Here is a 16,330-nt window from a genome sequence, read left to right as displayed (position 1 = left end):
CCTTATGCGACAACTATTTTTTTGTTTAATGCTGATAGTGTCGCTCACGACGCACGCCAACGATGCGAAGCGGCTCAAGCAGGCAAGCTTCCCCGCACAGGTCGAGGGGCTGGCCCTGAAAAACCAGGCGGTGTTCAACTATCTTTGGGCGGATGTGTATGCGGCGGCGCTGTATGCACCGGCTGACCTCGCTGCAAAGCAAGCCTGGGAGCAACAGAAGGCTGTGCGCCTGGCGTTGTATTACTTTCGCGACATTGACCGCGATGATGTAATCAAGGCGGCCACGGTAACCCTGGAACGCCAGCAAGCCAATGCTCGATTAAAGCCGCAGTTGGATCAGTTGCACGCCAGCTTTCGCAACGTCCGCAGCGGTGATCGTTATGCCCTGGATTTTCGTCCGGGCCGTGGGTTGAAGCTGGAGATCAATGAGCAGGTGGTGTTCAGCAGTCGTGATGAGGAACTGGCGCGGGCCTACCTGGGCATCTGGCTGGCGCCCAAAGGGCTGTCTGATGAGTTGCGCGACAAGTTGCTGAATTGATGTGTCGGCTGTAGCACCGCCATCGGGGGCAAGCCCCCTCCCACAGTTGACCGAGGCCACCCTGAAGGAATACGACCCAATGTGGGAGGGGGCTTGCCCCCGATGAGGCCCTCCAGGCGACACAAAATCCACAGCCATAAAAAAGCCCCGAACCAGTCGGGGCTTTCTCATTCAGCCCAAAGGCTTAGCGCGGGAACGCAGGCGGGTTGACCCCAGCCATGTCTTCCATCACGCGAACCACCTGGCAGCTGTAGCCAAACTCGTTGTCGTACCACACGTACAGCACAACACGGTTGTCCTGGGTGATGGTCGCTTCAGCGTCCACCACACCGGCGTGGCGCGAGCCAACGAAGTCGGTGGAGACCACTTCCTGCGAGTTGACGAAGTCGATCTGCTTGTGCAGGTCGGAGTGCAGCGCCATGTAGCGCAGGTACTCGTTCATCTCTTCGCGGGTGGCGGCTTTCTCAAGGTTGAGGTTGAGAATGGCCATCGACACGTTCGGCGTCGGTACACGGATCGCGTTACCGGTCAGCTTGCCGGCCAGCTCAGGCAGGGCCTTGGCAGCAGCGGTGGCAGCACCGGTCTCGGTGATCACCATGTTCAACGCGGCGCTACGACCACGGCGATCGCCCTTGTGGAAGTTGTCGATCAGGTTCTGGTCGTTGGTGTACGAGTGAACGGTTTCAACGTGGCCGTTGACGATACCGAACTTGTCATTCACAGCTTTGAGCACCGGCACGATGGCGTTGGTGGTGCAGGAAGCGGCGGACACGATCTTGTCGTCAGCGGTGATTTCAGCGTGGTTGATGCCGTGCACGATGTTCTTGAGCTTGCCTTTGCCAGGCGCGGTCAACACGACACGGTCGATACCCGGGCAAGCCAGGTGCTGGCCCAGGCCCTCGGCATCACGCCATACGCCGGTGTTGTCCACCAGCAGGGCGTCCTGGATGCCGTACTGGGTGTAATCCACCTCGGTCGGGTTCTTCGCGTAGATCACCTGGATCAGGTTACCGTTGGCAGTAATGGTGTTGTTTTCTTCGTCAATGGTGATGGTGCCGTTGAACGAGCCGTGTACCGAATCGCGACGCAGCAGGCTGGCGCGCTTGGTCAGGTCGTTTTCGGCGCCTTTGCGCACCACGATGGCACGCAGGCGCAGGCCGTCGCCGCCACCGGTTTTCTCGATCAGGATGCGCGCCAGCAGGCGGCCGATACGGCCGAAGCCGTACAGCACCACGTCGGTGCCTTTGCGGGCGGCAGCGTTTTGCTGGCCAACCACATCGGCCATTTCTTCACGCACGAACTGCTCGGCACTGCGGCCGGCGCCTTCCTTGCGGAATTTGTAGGCCAACTTGCCCAGGTCTACCGAGGCCGCGCCGAGCTTGAGCTCGCTCATGGCTTTAAGCAGTGGGAATGTTTCGTGGACGGAGAGTTCGCTGTCGTCGGCGGAGCGATGGCGCGCAAAGCGGTGCGCCTTGAGAATCGCGATGACAGACTGGTTGATCAGGCTGCGGCCATAGATCGAGCTCACCACATTGTTATTGCGGTACAGCTGGCCGATAAGCGGAATCATCGCTTCTGCGAGTGCTTCACGGTCGATCCATTCACCAAGACACTGGTCGGGCTTCTGAGTCACGGGAACCTTCCACATGTAGGGGCAGAAAAAAGGGGCTACATTATGTCGCCCGACTGGCCGTTGAGCAATGCGCGAGGGGCAACAAAAAGCCCTTGCAAAAAAATACCTCCGCGCTACAGCCCAGTAAATACGCGGGTTCCAGAAGGCCACTAGTCCAGCGCCATCGCCGACTTGTCCGTAACCCTCCTAAACATTCGCGCATTTTGGCACTACATATTGAGTCAAAACCGGTCATTGTTTGTCTTAGCCACTACATTTCCTACAAACCGTAATAGGCACAGTCAGCAACTGACAGGCGGCACCTGGGGCCGTTACAATTACCGACTTTGTCGCAACGCTTGGAGCTCAACCTTCCGTGCCCGTTCTGCGTCTACCGCTTCTCCCTGCCGCGGCAGGTAAACAGCACTGGGGCAACCTGCCCGGTGCCGCCCTGAGCCTGGCCATTGCCGAGGCTGCCAGCGCAGCCAAGCGCTTTACCCTGCTGCTCACCGCCGACAGCCAAAGTGCCGAACGGCTGGAGCAGGAGCTGAGCTTCTTCGCCCCGGATTTACCGGTGCTGCATTTTCCCGACTGGGAAACCCTGCCTTACGACCTGTTCTCGCCGCACCAGGACATCATATCCCAGCGCATCGCCAGCCTGTACCGCTTGCCGGAACTGGCCCACGGCGTGCTGGTGGTGCCGATCACCACGGCGCTGCACCGCCTGGCGCCGACCAAGTTCCTGCTCGGCAGCAGCCTGGTGCTGGATATCGGCCAGAAGCTCGACGTAGAACAGATGCGCACGCGCCTGGAAGCCAGCGGCTACCGCTGCGTCGACACGGTGTACGAGCACGGTGAGTTCGCAGTGCGCGGCGCCCTGATCGACCTGTTCCCGATGGGCAGCAAGTTGCCGTATCGCATCGACCTGTTCGATGACGAAATCGAGACCTTGCGCACCTTTGATCCGGAAAACCAGCGCTCCATCGACAAGGTCGACTCGATCAAGCTGCTGCCGGCGCGGGAGTTCCCGCTGCAAAAAGACGCGGTCACCCGTTTCAAGGCGCGCTTTCGTGAGCGCTTTGACGTGGATTTCCGTCGCTGCCCAATCTTCCAGGACTTAAGCAGCGGGATTACCCCAGCGGGTATCGAGTACTACCTGCCATTGTTCTTCGACGAAACCTCCACCCTCTTCGACTACCTGCCCCAGGACACCCAGGTGTTCTCGCTGCCAGGCATCGAGCAGGCGGCGGAAAACTTCTGGAACGACGTGCGCAACCGCTATGAAGAGCGCCGCGTCGATCCGTCCCGGCCTTTATTGCCGCCCGCCGAATTGTTCCTTCCCGTAGAAGACTGCTTCGCCCGCTTGAAAAACTGGCCGCGCGTGGTCGCCAGCCAACAAGATGTAGACGCCGGCAGTGGTCGGGAACGCTTCCCCGCGGGAACCCTGCCCGACCTGGCGATCCAGGCCAAAGCCACGCAACCGTTGGAAGCGCTGTCCAATTTCCTCGGTGACTTCCCTGGCCGCGTGCTGTTTACCGCCGAGTCCGCCGGGCGCCGCGAAGTGCTGCTGGAGCTGTTGGAACGCTTGAAACTGCGGCCCAAGACCGTCGACAGCTGGCCGGATTTTGTAAATAGCAAAGAGCGCCTGGCGATCACCATCGCCCCCTTGGACGAAGGCTTGTTGCTGGACGACCCGGCCCTCGCACTGATCGCCGAGAGCCCGCTGTTCGGCCAGCGCGTGATGCAACGCCGTCGCCGGGAAAAACGCGCAGACGCCAACAATGATGCGGTGATCAAGAACCTCACCGAGCTGCGCGAAGGCGCGCCGGTGGTGCATATCGACCATGGTGTAGGCCGCTACCTGGGCTTGCAGACACTGGAGATCGACAACCAGGCCGCCGAATTCCTCACCATGGAATACGCCGAGGGCGCCAAGCTCTACGTGCCAGTGGCCAGCCTGCACCTGATCGCCCGTTACACCGGTAGCGACGACGCTTTGGCACCGTTGCATCGCCTGGGCTCCGAGACCTGGCAGAAAGCCAAGCGCAAGGCCGCCGAACAGGTTCGCGACGTGGCCGCAGAATTGCTCGACATCTATGCCCGCCGTGCCGCCCGCGAAGGTTACGCGTTCGCTGACCCGAAAGCCGACTACGCCACCTTCAGTGCCGGCTTCGCCTTCGAAGAAACTCCGGACCAGCAAACCACCATCGAGGCGGTGCGCGCCGACATGCTCGCGCCCAAGCCGATGGACCGCCTGGTGTGTGGCGACGTGGGCTTCGGCAAAACCGAAGTGGCCATGCGCGCCGCCTTTATTGCAGTGCACGGCGGTCGCCAGGTGGCGATTCTGGTGCCGACCACCCTGCTCGCCCAGCAGCACTACAACAGCTTTCGCGACCGCTTTGCCGACTGGCCAGTGACCGTGGAGGTGATGAGCCGCTTCAAGTCCGCCAAGGAAGTGAATGCCGCCGTTGCCGACCTGGCCGAGGGCAAGATCGATATCGTCATAGGCACCCACAAACTGCTGTCGGACGACGTGAAGATCAAGAACCTGGGCCTGGTGATCATCGACGAAGAGCACCGCTTTGGCGTGCGCCAGAAAGAACAGCTCAAGGCCCTGCGCAGCGAAGTCGACATCCTTACCCTCACCGCTACTCCGATTCCGCGCACGCTGAACATGGCCGTATCGGGTATGCGCGACCTGTCGATCATCGCTACACCACCCGCACGCCGCCTGTCAGTGCGCACCTTCGTGATGGAGCAGAACAAGAGCACGGTCAAGGAAGCACTGCTGCGTGAACTGCTGCGCGGCGGCCAGGTGTATTACCTGCACAACGATGTGAAGACCATCGAGAAATGCGCCGCCGACCTCGCCGAACTGGTGCCGGAAGCCCGTATCGCCATCGGCCACGGGCAGATGCGCGAGCGCGAACTCGAACAGGTAATGAGCGACTTCTACCACAAGCGCTTCAACGTGCTGATCGCCTCGACCATCATCGAGACCGGCATCGACGTGCCCAGCGCCAACACCATCATCATCGAGCGCGCCGACAAGTTCGGCCTGGCGCAGCTGCACCAACTGCGCGGCCGCGTCGGGCGCAGTCACCACCAGGCCTACGCCTATCTGCTCACGCCGCCACGCCAACAGATCACTTCCGATGCGGAAAAACGCCTGGAAGCGATCGCTAACACCCAGGACCTCGGCGCCGGTTTTGTGCTGGCCACCAACGACCTGGAAATCCGTGGCGCCGGCGAACTGCTGGGGGATGGCCAGAGCGGGCAGATCCAGGCGGTCGGCTTCACGTTATATATGGAGATGCTCGAACGCGCAGTGAAAGCCATCCGCAAGGGCGAGCAACCGAACCTCGATCAACCCCTGGGCGGCGGCCCGGAGATCAACCTGCGCTTGCCGGCATTGATTCCCGAAGACTACCTGCCGGATGTGCATGCGCGACTGATCCTCTACAAGCGCATCGCCTCGGCCACCGACGAAGAGGGCCTCAAGGACCTGCAAGTAGAGATGATCGACCGCTTCGGCCTGCTGCCCGAACCGACCAAGAACCTGGTGCGCCTGACCCTGCTCAAGTTGCAGGCCGAGCAGTTGGGGATCAAGAAGGTCGACGCCGGGCCGCAAGGTGGGCGTATCGAATTCGAAGCGCAGACGCCGGTCGACCCGTTGGTACTGATCAAGCTGATCCAGGGCCAGCCCAACCGCTACAAGTTCGAAGGGGCTACGCTGTTCAAGTTCATGGTGCCGATGGAACGTGCCGAAGAACGCTTCAATACCCTGGAGGCGCTGTTTGAGCGCCTCATCCCGAAATCCGCTTGAAGGACGCCGCCATGCGCTTGTTCCGCATTCTGAGCCTGTTGTTGGTGGTACTCGCGCCTTCGGCATTTGCCGACAGCCCGTACCAGGTGGAAATGATCCTGGTGCGCCAGAATGCCGAGCCGGTGATCAACAGCCGCGCCGCCCCGGAGAACTGGGACGGCGGCGCCCAGCGCCTGGGCGAGCGGCTGAGCCCGCCGCGCCTGGGCAACATCGTCGAAAAATTGCGCGCCGATTCCAACTACACCGTGCTCGCGCACAAGGCCTGGGAACAGAACCTGGGCGAGCAGCCGGTGAGGATCGCGATCACCGACGGCCAGGAGCAATTCGGCCAGTTCCCTATCGAAGGCGTGCTGAGCCTGCAACTGGGTCGTTTCACCGACATCGATGCCGACTTCTGGATCAACCAGTTCGACGGCAACGGGAGCGTGATCGCCAGTGAACACCTGGCGCAGAAAGACGTACGCACCAAGAACAACCAGCTTAATTACCTGGACGGCGGCCACCTGGCGTTGCTGATCAAGATCACCTCGCTGACCGCCAAGCCGCCCAGCGCACCGCCGCCCGACATGCAGGACTGATCCAGCACCATGCCCCTCACTTCGCCTCTGACCAAACCCCTGGCCCCTTCGTGGGCCAATCGCTTCAAAGAGCAGAGCCTGGAGCGCGGGCGGCGTTACGCACTGGAAAATCGCGTGCGTATCGTCGAGTGCGGTGACAGCACCATTACCGCCAGTTGCGAAGGCTCCGGCGGTAACGTCTATCGGCAAACCATCTCGTTGCGTGAGTCGGCCAAGGGCCTGCTGATCCTGGTGGACAGCCGCTGTACCTGCCCGGTGCACACCAACTGCAAACACATCGCAGCGGTGTTGCTCAAGGTCCAGGAAACCCTGGCCTATCCGGCGGCGACCCAGGATGCGCAACTGCTGGAAAAACTCCAGGCCGTGCTGGATAACCGCGTGGTCCTGCCGCAGGTGGTCATGGAGGATGTGCAGCCCGTGCCACGCCTGTGGCTGGCGAGCGTCGAGTTCAGCGCGTTTGAACCGCGCAACGGCAAGATGCAGCGCTATATCCAGCACCGTGCGGCACTGTCGTTCAACTACCTGGGCAATTACGTCAGTGGGCAAAAGAACGCCGATATCATCGTGCGCCAGGACACCCAGAGCCTGCGAATCAAGCGCCATCCCGAGCAGGAACAAGCCTGTCGCGAACAACTGCGTCTGCTGGGTTTCAAGATCGCCACGCGACAGAGCAAAGCCCTGCCGGAAAGTGCCGGCGAGCTGTTCGAGATGGTCAACGACAGCGCCTGGCTGAACTTCACGCTCAACTCATCGCCAACGCTGCGGGCAGAGGGCTGGGAGCTGCAAATTGATGAAGACTTCGGTTTCGACCTGAGCCCGGTGGACGACTGGTACGCCAGCGTCGATGAAGCGCCGGAGCGTGACTGGTTCGACCTGGAGTTGGGCATCATCGTCAATGGCGAACGGTTGAGCCTGCTACCGATATTGCTGAACCTGATGCGCTCCCACACCGAGATCCTCAACCCGGAAAGACTCGCAAGGCGCCGCGATGATGAACTGATCCTGGTGAATATTCCCGGGCTGCCCAACGGCCACGGCCCGCTGCAAGTGGCGCTGCCCTACGGGCGTTTGAAGCCGGTGCTGGCGACTCTCGGCGAGTTCTACCTGCAAGAAACCGGCACCACGACGTTGCGCCTGGCCAAGGCCGACGCAATTAGGCTCAATCCACTCGAAGACCTGCCGTTGCAATGGGAGGGTGGCGAGAAGATTCGCAACTTCGCCCAACGTCTGCGGGACATCAAGGACTTCACCTGCGTGGCGCCCGAGGGCCTGAACGCAACCTTGCGCCCCTATCAACTGGAAGGCTTGAGCTGGATGCAGTCACTGCGCCAGTTGGAAGTGGGCGGGATTCTCGCGGACGACATGGGCCTGGGCAAAACCCTGCAAACCCTGGCGCATATTCTCACCGAGAAAATCGCCGGGCGCCTTGATCGGCCCTGCATGGTCGTGATGCCCACCAGCCTGATTCCGAACTGGCTCGACGAAGCAGCGCACTTCACCCCGCAACTGCGGGTGCAGGCTCTGTATGGCGCGGGGCGCAAGAAACATTTTGCCAACCTCCAGGACTACGACCTGCTGCTGACCACCTACGCCCTGCTACCCAAGGACATTGAGCAACTCGCCGCCCTGCCCTTGCATGTATTGATTCTCGATGAAGCGCAGTACATCAAGAACCCGTCCAGCAAGGCCGCCCAGGCCGCACGCGAGCTGAATGCCCGCCAGCGCCTGTGCCTGAGCGGCACGCCATTGGAAAACCACTTGGGTGAACTGTGGTCGCTGTTCCACTTCCTGTTGCCGGGTTGGCTGGGCGACGTGAAGAGCTTCAACCGTGATTACCGCGTGCCGATTGAAAAGCGCGCCAGCGAAGTGCGACTTCAGCACCTCAACGGTCGGATCAAGCCCTTCCTGCTACGCCGTACCAAGGAACAGGTGGCCACGGAATTACCGCCCAAGACCGAGATCATCCACTGGGTCGACCTCAACGAGGCCCAGCGCGACGTGTACGAAACCATGCGCCTGGCCATGGATAAAAAGGTGCGCGACGAAATCACCCGCAAGGGCGTGGCCCGCAGCCAGATCATCATCCTTGAAGCGCTGCTCAAACTGCGACAAGTGTGCTGCGACCTGCGCCTGGTCAACGACGCCACTCTGCCAGCGCGTGGCAGCAGCTCGGGCAAGCTCGACAGCCTGATGGACATGCTCGACGAGCTGTTTGCCGAAGGTCGCAGGATTCTGCTGTTCTCGCAGTTCACTTCGATGCTGAGCCTTATCGAAATCGAACTGAAAAAACGCGGGATTGCCTACGCACTGCTGACCGGCCAGACCCGTGACCGACGTACACCGGTGAAGGATTTCCAGAGCGGCAAGTTGCAGATCTTTTTGATCAGCTTGAAGGCCGGTGGCGTGGGTTTGAACCTGACCGAAGCCGACACGGTGATTCACTACGACCCGTGGTGGAACCCGGCCACGGAAAACCAGGCCACCGACCGCGCGTATCGCATCGGGCAGGAAAAACCGGTGTTCGTGTACAAGATGATTGCCCGAGGCACGGTGGAGGAGAAAATCCAGCACCTGCAGAAGGAGAAATCCGACTTGGCGGCGGGTGTGCTGGATGGGCGGACCACTGGGGATTGGCAGTTGGGCAATGAGGAGATTGAGGCGTTGTTTGCGCCGTTACCCAACAAGCAAGAAAAGCGCTGACTGTTCGATTTCTATCGCGGGCAAGCCAGCTCCCACAGGAGGAAGCATTGCAAATGTGGGAGCTGGCTTGCCTGCGATGGTCGCGCCGCGCTCGTCAGCCGATCAACTGCGCATCACGCAACGCAGTAAGCGCTGCCAGCCAACGCGGATCCTGTTTGTAATCAGTCGACGCAACCGCCTGCCCACGCATACGCGCAATCCGCGCCGACGGCGTAACCTTCATCCGCTGCGCGGCGGTGAGTGCCAGCTCGGCAGCCGCGCGGTCATTGCATACCAGCCCCATATCACAACCCGCCGTCAGCGCCGCCTCGATCCGACTCGCCGCATCACCCACCACGTGGGCGCCCGCCATGGACAGGTCATCACTGAAAATCACCCCATCAAACTGCAACTCGCCGCGCAGGATGTCCTGCAACCAGCGGCGCGAGAAGCCGGCGGGCTGGCTGTCGACCTGCGGGTAGATCACGTGCGCGGGCATCACTGCGGCCAATTGCTTGCTCAAGCGTGCGAAAGGCACCAGGTCGTTGGCGCGAATCTGTTCCAGGCTGCGTTCGTCATTGGGAATCGCGACGTGGGAATCGGCCTCGGCCCAACCGTGCCCGGGGAAGTGCTTGCCGGTGGCGGCCATACCGGCGCTGTTCATGCCGCGAATAAAGGCACCGGCCAGTACGGCGGCGCGCTCGGGGTCGCCTTCGAAGGAGCGAGTGCCGACCACGGCGCTGCGTTGGTAATCCAGGTCCAGCACTGGGGCGAAACTCAGGTCGAGACCCACGGCCAGCACTTCGGTGGCCATGATCCAGCCGCACTGTTCTGCCAGGTATTCAGCGTTGGGGTTATCGGCCAGCGCGCGCATGGCTGGCAGGCGCACAAAGCCCTGGCGCAGGCGCTGTACGCGCCCGCCTTCCTGGTCGACCGCCAGCAGCAGGTCCGGGCGCACCGCACGGATCGCCGCACTCAGCTCGCGAACCTGGCGTGGATGCTCGATATTGCGCGCAAAAATAATCAGGCCGCCCACTTCCGGTTGGCGCAACAGGTGACGATCCTCGGCCGTCAGCCAGGTACCGGCAACGTCGACCATCAAAGAACCTTGCAGGGCAGCAGTCATAAACCTTCCTTAAATAACGCACACAACCCGTCGGGCTGACCAGGCACGGTCAGCACGACGGGTTGCGGATAAATAGCTGAAATCGGCATGGCGGCTAGCTTAGCGGATGCTAGCGGCCACGCACACCCAGGGGCGATCAAACCTTGGCGGCGACCGGTGCAGTTTTGCTGCGTGGGCGCAATTGGGCGGCAGCCATGGTCGAGTCGGTGACGCCGGTCTCGGCGCGCATACCCGCAGCGAGGAACGGCACCATCAGGCGCATCACCTGTTCGATCGAGGTGTTCACGCCGAAATCGGTCTCGGCTATCGCTCGCAACGCCTTGATCCCGGACATGCTGAACGCCGCAGCGCCGAGCATGAAATGCACGCGCCAGAACAGTTCGATAGGCGGAATACGTGGGGCCGCCTCGTTGACCAGCAACATATAGCGGCGGAATACTTTGCCGTACATGTCTTCCAGGTAACGACGCAGGTGGCCTTGGCTCTGGCTGAACGCCAGGCCCAGCAGGCGCATGAAGATCGACAGGTCATTACCACTGCGAGGTTGCACGACCAACGCCTGCTCTACAAGAATTTCCAGCAGTTCTTCCAGGCTTGGCTTGTGATCAGCCTTGGCCTGGCGGCGCTCCAACTCACGGTCGAGGCTGGCACAGAATGGACCCAGGAAGCGGGAAAACACCGCTTGGATCAGGGCTTTTTTCGAGCCGAAATGATAGTTCACGGCAGCGAGGTTGACCCCAGCCTTGCTGGTGATCAGCCGCAATGAGGTTTCAGCAAATCCTTTTTCCGCGAACAATTGCTCGGCAGCATCGAGAATGCGTTCAACGGTTTCCGACTGGGCCATGGCTACTCCGCCTGACAAACACTTGTTTGAAACATACGTTTCAGAGTGTGTCTTGTCAAGCCTGCGGGTTCGCTTTCCGGCCGGGCAGTCACCCCTTTCATCGCTATTTAATCACATCCCTTTCGCCGTGTAGGCAACACCCTATCTACGTTGTAGGAAGGGTGACGCATGACCGTCCAGCGGAGTCGCGCAAAAGGATGATTGCCAAGCGCAGTTCACTGTATATAATCCCAGTCACTGTATAAAAAGACAGAGCGATCAACATGCTAAAACTGACGCCACGCCAAGCCGAGATTCTGGCCTTCATCAAGCGCTGCCTCGATGACAACGGTTACCCGCCTACCCGTGCGGAGATTGCCCTGGAACTGGGGTTCAAGTCCCCGAATGCCGCGGAAGAACACCTCAAGGCGCTCGCTCGCAAAGGCGCGATCGAGATGACTCCAGGGGCTTCACGCGGTATCCGCATCCCTGGCTTTGAAGCCAAGGCCGACGAATCGACACTACCGATCATCGGCCGCGTCGCTGCCGGTGCGCCGATCCTGGCGCAGCAGCACGTCGAGGAATCCTGCAACATCAACCCGACCTTCTTCCACCCTCGCGCCGACTATCTGTTGCGTGTGCACGGCATGAGCATGAAGGACGTAGGCATCTTCGATGGCGACCTGCTCGCCGTGCATACCACCCGTGAAGCCCGCAATGGCCAGATCGTCGTCGCCCGTATCGGTGATGAGGTCACGGTCAAACGCTTCAAGCGTGAAGGCAGCAAGGTCTGGCTACTGGCCGAGAACCCTGAGTTCGCCCCGATTGAAGTCAACCTGAAAGATCAGGACCTGGTGATCGAAGGCTTGAGTGTCGGCGTCATTCGCCGCTAAAGGAGGCATCATGCAGCTCGTGCACACCCCACAACACACACAACTGTCGCTGTTCGAGGCCTTTATGGCCCAACCCCTTGCGCCCATCCTCAAGGAAACGGTCGAAGCCCCCTGGGGCGGTGAACCTGAGGCGTTCAGTGAATTGTCGTTGCGCGGTGCGGCCGAAAGCTGCCTGAACCTGCTGGCGCCAATTCTGCGCGAATTGAGCGAAGACCAGGACGCACGCTGGCTGACGCTGATCGCCCCGCCCGCCAGCCTGACCCAGGCCTGGCTGCGGGACGCCGGCCTCAACCGCGAGCGCATCCTGCTGTTGCAGCCACGGGGAGCGCAGAGCGCCCAGCAGTTGACCTGTGAGGCCTTGCGTCTAGGCCGCAGTCATACGGTGGTGAGCTGGTTGAATCCGTTGAATGCGAGCGCCAAGCAGCAACTCATCAGTGCCGCACGTACGGGCGACGCTCAGAGTTTGAATATTCGTTTGGGATAAAACTACAGCTTGGCTTGCAGTGATCGGGCTTGGAAGCCCCTTCACCACAAGACTCAGTGAAGTACCCGCGGGCCGTCGTCCTTCTCCGGTTCGCCTTCAGCCAGGCGACCTGCCATCTGCACGCCCACGCTCAACATGGCTTTAGCCACTTCCACGTGCTGGCCCTGCAGGAACACTTTGGCATCTTCGGAAAAATCCAGAATAACCAGAGAACCTTCGTCCTCAGCCCGGCGCAGTTCGATTCGGCCATCAGGCAGTTCAACAATTTCCAGAAAGGACGTTGGCATAAAAGTCTGTTCTCCACGAAAGGCCGAGATTATATCAGTCATCCACCCAGCCTCGCAGAGGAACCGGGCAGGTTTCTTTACGGCTTGATGAATGGTGCCCGGCGAGCGCCTACCTTCAGCACTCGTTCAACCCCTCACGAAAACGCAGCGCCATCTTTTTCAGCTCCTGGCGCCAGCCTTCCAACTCTTCGCGCCCCAAGGGCTTGGGCTCATCCTGTTCCAACGCCACGGCAACGATCAGCGGCTGGGTGACATCGCCCTTGGGCACATGGGGAATACGTGGTGGATGGAACATATCGGCATGGGCCTTGAGCAGCCGTGCCACCCAACTGTCAGGGCTCTGGGCCATTTCCACCAGCTCGGCCAACTCAGGGATCGCCATCGAATCGAGCACTTCACGATTCATGATCATTTCTGCACGGGGGGCACCCGCCTGGGGCAAGCGATAGAACCCTGCAATTTCATGGCACAGCCCCAGCAACGCGCCATAGAGATGAAACAAGGCCGCTTCGCGCCCCGCCTGCACCAGCGCGATGGCATTCATCTCCTTCCCTTCCTCTGCACGGCCAAGGGCGTCCAGGGATAAACCCGCGAAGTAAATTTTCTGATTGGTACGGGTATAGAGTTCGTTGGCCATGACGGCAATCTCCACAACGAATAGGCGTGATGCTGGCTGAACAGTGTCACGGATCAGCCGAACGTACTGCAAGTGCAAATGTGGGAGGGGGCTTGCTCCCGATGGCGGTGGGTCAGTTACAGATGTATCAACTGACACTCCCTCATCGGGGGCAAGCCCCCTCCCACATTGGATCTTCAGCGCATCCGACGGATCAAGCGCCCTGGCGCTTGTCCTCGACCTTCCACTTGCCGCCGTCGTAGAACGCTTTCCAGCCGGTAGGCTTGCCGTCCACTTCGGTCTGCACGTACTGCTCCTTGGTCTTGCGGCTGTAGCGGATTACGGCTGGGCGACCATCCGGGTCCTTCTTCGGCGCTTCACACAGGAAGTGGTACTTCGGATCGATCTCGTCCTTGTGCGGCACGATCTCCAGCACCAGCGGCGCACGGGTCTCGCGGTTTTTCGGGAACTGGCTGGCAGCCAGGAACAGCCCCGAAGCACCGTCACGCAGGATGTAGGTGTCGTTGACCTTTTCGCACTTGAGCTCCGGCATCTTCACCGGATCCATCTTCGGCGGCGCCGCATCACCGCTTTTGAGCAGTTTGCGCGTGTTCTTGCAGGTAGGATTGGTGCAGCCGAAGAACTTGCCGAAACGGCCGGTCTTGAGCTGCATCTCGCTGCCGCACTTATCGCATTCCAGGCTCGGACCTTCATAGCCTTTGATGCGGTAGGTGCCCTCTTCGATCTCGTAGCCATTGCAATCGGGGTTGTTACCGCAGATGTGCAACTTGTGCTTCTCGTCCAGCAGGTAGGCGTCCATCGCCGTGCTGCAGATCGGGCAGCGGTGCTTGCCACGCAGCACCAGCGACTCGGACTCACCCTCGTCATCAGCCGCGATTTCATCACCCGGCACCAGGTTGACGGTCGCCTTGCAGCGCTCTTTGGGCGGCAGGCTGTAGCCTGAGCAACCGAGGAATACGCCCGTGGAGGCGGTACGAATCTGCATTGGTCGACCGCAGGTGGTGCACGGAATATCCGTCATCACCGGCTGGTTGGCGCGCATACCGCTCTCAGGGTTCTCGGCTACTTCGAGTTTTTTCTTGAAGTCGCCGTAGAACTCATCCAGCACGTTTTTCCAGTCGCGTTCGCCCTGGGCCACGTCATCGAGATTCTCTTCCATGCCGGCGGTGAAGCCGTAGTCCATCAGGTTGGAGAAGCTCTCGGACAGACGCTCGGTAACGATATCGCCCATCTTTTCCGAATAGAAACGACGGTTGTGCAGCGCGACGTAGCCACGGTCCTGGATGGTAGAAATGATCGCTGCATAGGTCGACGGGCGACCGATACCGCGCTTTTCCATCTCTTTCACCAGGCTGGCTTCGGAATAACGCGCCGGTGGCTTGGTGAAGTGCTGGGATGGGTCGAGCTTGATCAGCTTCAACGTATCGCCCTGGGCCATGTCCGGCAGCACGTCGTCATCGCCTGGCTTGGCGATTTGCGGCATGACGCGGGTGTAGCCGTCGAACTTGAGGATACGGCCCTTGGCGCGCAGCTCGAAGTCGCCAGCACCCACACTGACAGTGGTAGACAGGTATTGCGCCGGCAGCATCTGGCAGGCCAGGAACTGGCGCCAGATCAGCTCGTAGAGGCGCTCAGCGTCACGCTCCATGCCGCTCAGCTTGGCGGGCGTGGTGTTGGCGTCGGAAGGACGAATCGCTTCGTGAGCCTCTTGTGCGCCTTCCTTGCTGCTGTAGACGTTCGGCTTCTCCGGCAGATAGGTCTTGCCGAACTCGCTTTCAATATACGTGCGCGCCATCGCCACCGCGTCTTGCGACAGGTTGGTGGAGTCGGTACGCATGTAGGTGATGTAACCGGCTTCATACAGACGCTGGGCCATCATCATGGTCTTCTTCACCCCGAAGCCCAGGCGGTTGCTCGCGGCCTGTTGCAGGGTAGAAGTGATAAACGGCGCCGACGGCTTGCTGCTGGTCGGTTTGTCTTCGCGTTTGACGATGCTGTAGCTGGAGGCCTTGAGCTTCTCCAGCGCGGCCATGGCCTGGGCTTCGTTCAGCGGCTTGAAGGCCTCGCCTTTCTCGCGGGCCACTTCAAAGCGCACGTTGGCGCCCTTGGCGGTGCCCAGGTCAGCGTGGACTTCCCAATACTCTTCGGGGTTGAACGCACGAATCTCACGCTCACGCTCCACCACCAGCTTCACCGCAACCGATTGCACACGGCCGGCGGACAAACCACGGGCAATTTTCGCCCACAGCAGTGGCGAGACCATGTAGCCCACGACGCGGTCGAGGAAGCGACGGGCCTGCTGGGCGTTGACGCGGTCAATATCCAGCTCGCCCGGCTTGGAGAAGGCTTCCTGGATGGCTTTCTTGGTGATTTCGTTGAACACCACACGCTTGTAGCGGCTGTCATCACCGCCGATGGCTTCGCGCAGGTGCCAGGCAATGGCTTCCCCTTCGCGGTCCAAGTCCGTCGCGAGATAGATGGTGTCAGCATCCTTGGCGAGCCGGCGCAGCTCTTCGATGACCTTTTCCTTGCCCGGAAGGATTTCGTACTTGGCCTTCCAGCCATGGTCCGGGTCCACACCCATGCGCGAGACCAGCTGCTTGCGCGCTTTCTCTTTAGGGCTGAGCACCGGACCTTCGCCCGCAGCCGCCTTGCCGCGCTTGGCGGCAGGCTCCTTGCTGGCGCTAGCCGAACCGCTGGTGGGCAGGTCTCGGATATGGCCGATACTCGACTTCACCACGTACTCGTTGCCCAAGTACTTGTTGATGGTCTTGGCCTTAGCCGGGGATTCCACAATGACCAGCGATTTGCCCATGGATCGGAAAATTCCTGAATTCGAGAAGTGAA

Annotated in this window: 12 protein-coding genes; 6 read left to right on the top strand and 6 right to left on the bottom strand. The window is 60.6% G+C overall.

Annotated features, from left to right (window positions below):
- Nucleotides 1-4 precede the first annotated feature (4 nt).
- Entirely contained in the window at nucleotides 5-538 is a 534-nt protein-coding gene (locus FW800_RS01720) for a chalcone isomerase family protein (protein ID WP_078820627.1), read from the top strand.
- A gap of 184 nt (nucleotides 539-722) precedes the next feature.
- Here the strand turns inward: FW800_RS01720 and FW800_RS01715 are convergent, their stop codons facing one another.
- Nucleotides 723-2,186: a glyceraldehyde-3-phosphate dehydrogenase gene (locus tag FW800_RS01715; RefSeq protein ID WP_032803369.1), complete on the bottom strand. Its 1,464-nt coding sequence runs from the start codon at nucleotides 2,184-2,186 to the stop codon at nucleotides 723-725.
- Nucleotides 2,187-2,526: 340 nt separating this feature from the next.
- Here FW800_RS01715 and mfd point away from each other — a divergent pair, with 340 nt between their 5' ends.
- The 3 genes from mfd to FW800_RS01700 are packed head-to-tail and all read left to right on the top strand — an operon-like array spanning nucleotide 2,527 to nucleotide 9,254.
- Nucleotides 2,527-5,976: a transcription-repair coupling factor gene (gene mfd / locus FW800_RS01710; protein ID WP_148852349.1), complete on the top strand. Its 3,450-nt coding sequence runs from the start codon at nucleotides 2,527-2,529 to the stop codon at nucleotides 5,974-5,976.
- An 11-nt stretch (nucleotides 5,977-5,987) separates the two neighbouring features.
- The gene (locus FW800_RS01705; RefSeq protein ID WP_032877214.1) at nucleotides 5,988-6,554 is read left to right on the top strand and encodes a CsiV family protein; all 567 of its coding nucleotides are present in this window, start codon (nucleotides 5,988-5,990) and stop codon (nucleotides 6,552-6,554) included.
- 9 nt (nucleotides 6,555-6,563) lie between these two features.
- Entirely contained in the window at nucleotides 6,564-9,254 is a 2,691-nt protein-coding gene (locus tag FW800_RS01700) for a DEAD/DEAH box helicase (RefSeq protein ID WP_446436837.1), read from the top strand.
- A gap of 94 nt (nucleotides 9,255-9,348) precedes the next feature.
- On the opposite strand, the gene nagZ is transcribed toward FW800_RS01700, so the two are convergent.
- Both nagZ and FW800_RS01690 read right to left on the bottom strand, forming a co-directional pair.
- Nucleotides 9,349-10,359 (bottom strand): beta-N-acetylhexosaminidase, encoded by a 1,011-nt coding sequence (gene nagZ, locus FW800_RS01695; protein WP_446436836.1) that lies wholly within the window; start codon nucleotides 10,357-10,359, stop codon nucleotides 9,349-9,351.
- 136 nt (nucleotides 10,360-10,495) lie between these two features.
- Nucleotides 10,496-11,203 carry a TetR/AcrR family transcriptional regulator gene (locus FW800_RS01690; protein WP_005786171.1) on the bottom strand — a complete coding sequence of 236 codons (708 nt, stop codon included), beginning with the start codon at nucleotides 11,201-11,203 and terminating at the stop codon, nucleotides 10,496-10,498.
- A 263-nt stretch (nucleotides 11,204-11,466) separates the two neighbouring features.
- Here FW800_RS01690 and lexA point away from each other — a divergent pair, with 263 nt between their 5' ends.
- Together lexA and sulA are read left to right on the top strand one after the other, a co-directional pair.
- Nucleotides 11,467-12,075 carry a transcriptional repressor LexA gene (gene lexA, locus FW800_RS01685; protein ID WP_003172575.1) on the top strand — a complete coding sequence of 203 codons (609 nt, stop codon included), beginning with the start codon at nucleotides 11,467-11,469 and terminating at the stop codon, nucleotides 12,073-12,075.
- Between the two features lie 10 nt (nucleotides 12,076-12,085).
- Nucleotides 12,086-12,559 carry an SOS-induced cell division inhibitor SulA gene (gene sulA / locus FW800_RS01680; RefSeq protein WP_005786162.1) on the top strand — a complete coding sequence of 158 codons (474 nt, stop codon included), beginning with the start codon at nucleotides 12,086-12,088 and terminating at the stop codon, nucleotides 12,557-12,559.
- A gap of 53 nt (nucleotides 12,560-12,612) precedes the next feature.
- Here sulA and FW800_RS01675 read toward each other — a convergent pair whose 3' ends face one another.
- From FW800_RS01675 to topA, 3 genes are all read right to left on the bottom strand, one after another.
- On the bottom strand, nucleotides 12,613-12,846 hold the full coding sequence (locus FW800_RS01675) for a hypothetical protein (protein ID WP_005786160.1): 234 nt from the start codon (nucleotides 12,844-12,846) through the stop codon (nucleotides 12,613-12,615).
- Between the two features lie 115 nt (nucleotides 12,847-12,961).
- Nucleotides 12,962-13,483 carry a DUF6586 family protein gene (locus tag FW800_RS01670; protein ID WP_032877217.1) on the bottom strand — a complete coding sequence of 174 codons (522 nt, stop codon included), beginning with the start codon at nucleotides 13,481-13,483 and terminating at the stop codon, nucleotides 12,962-12,964.
- A gap of 193 nt (nucleotides 13,484-13,676) precedes the next feature.
- A complete protein-coding gene (gene topA, locus FW800_RS01665) occupies nucleotides 13,677-16,298 on the bottom strand; it encodes a type I DNA topoisomerase (protein ID WP_032877218.1) in 2,622 nt (873 codons plus the stop codon).
- Between the last annotated feature and the right edge of the window lie 32 nt (nucleotides 16,299-16,330).

The sequence above is a fragment of the Pseudomonas sp. 910_23 genome (assembly GCF_052850795.1).
The sequence above is the reverse complement of the archived record's forward strand: the minus strand, read 5'-3'. Positions and strand labels throughout refer to the sequence as shown.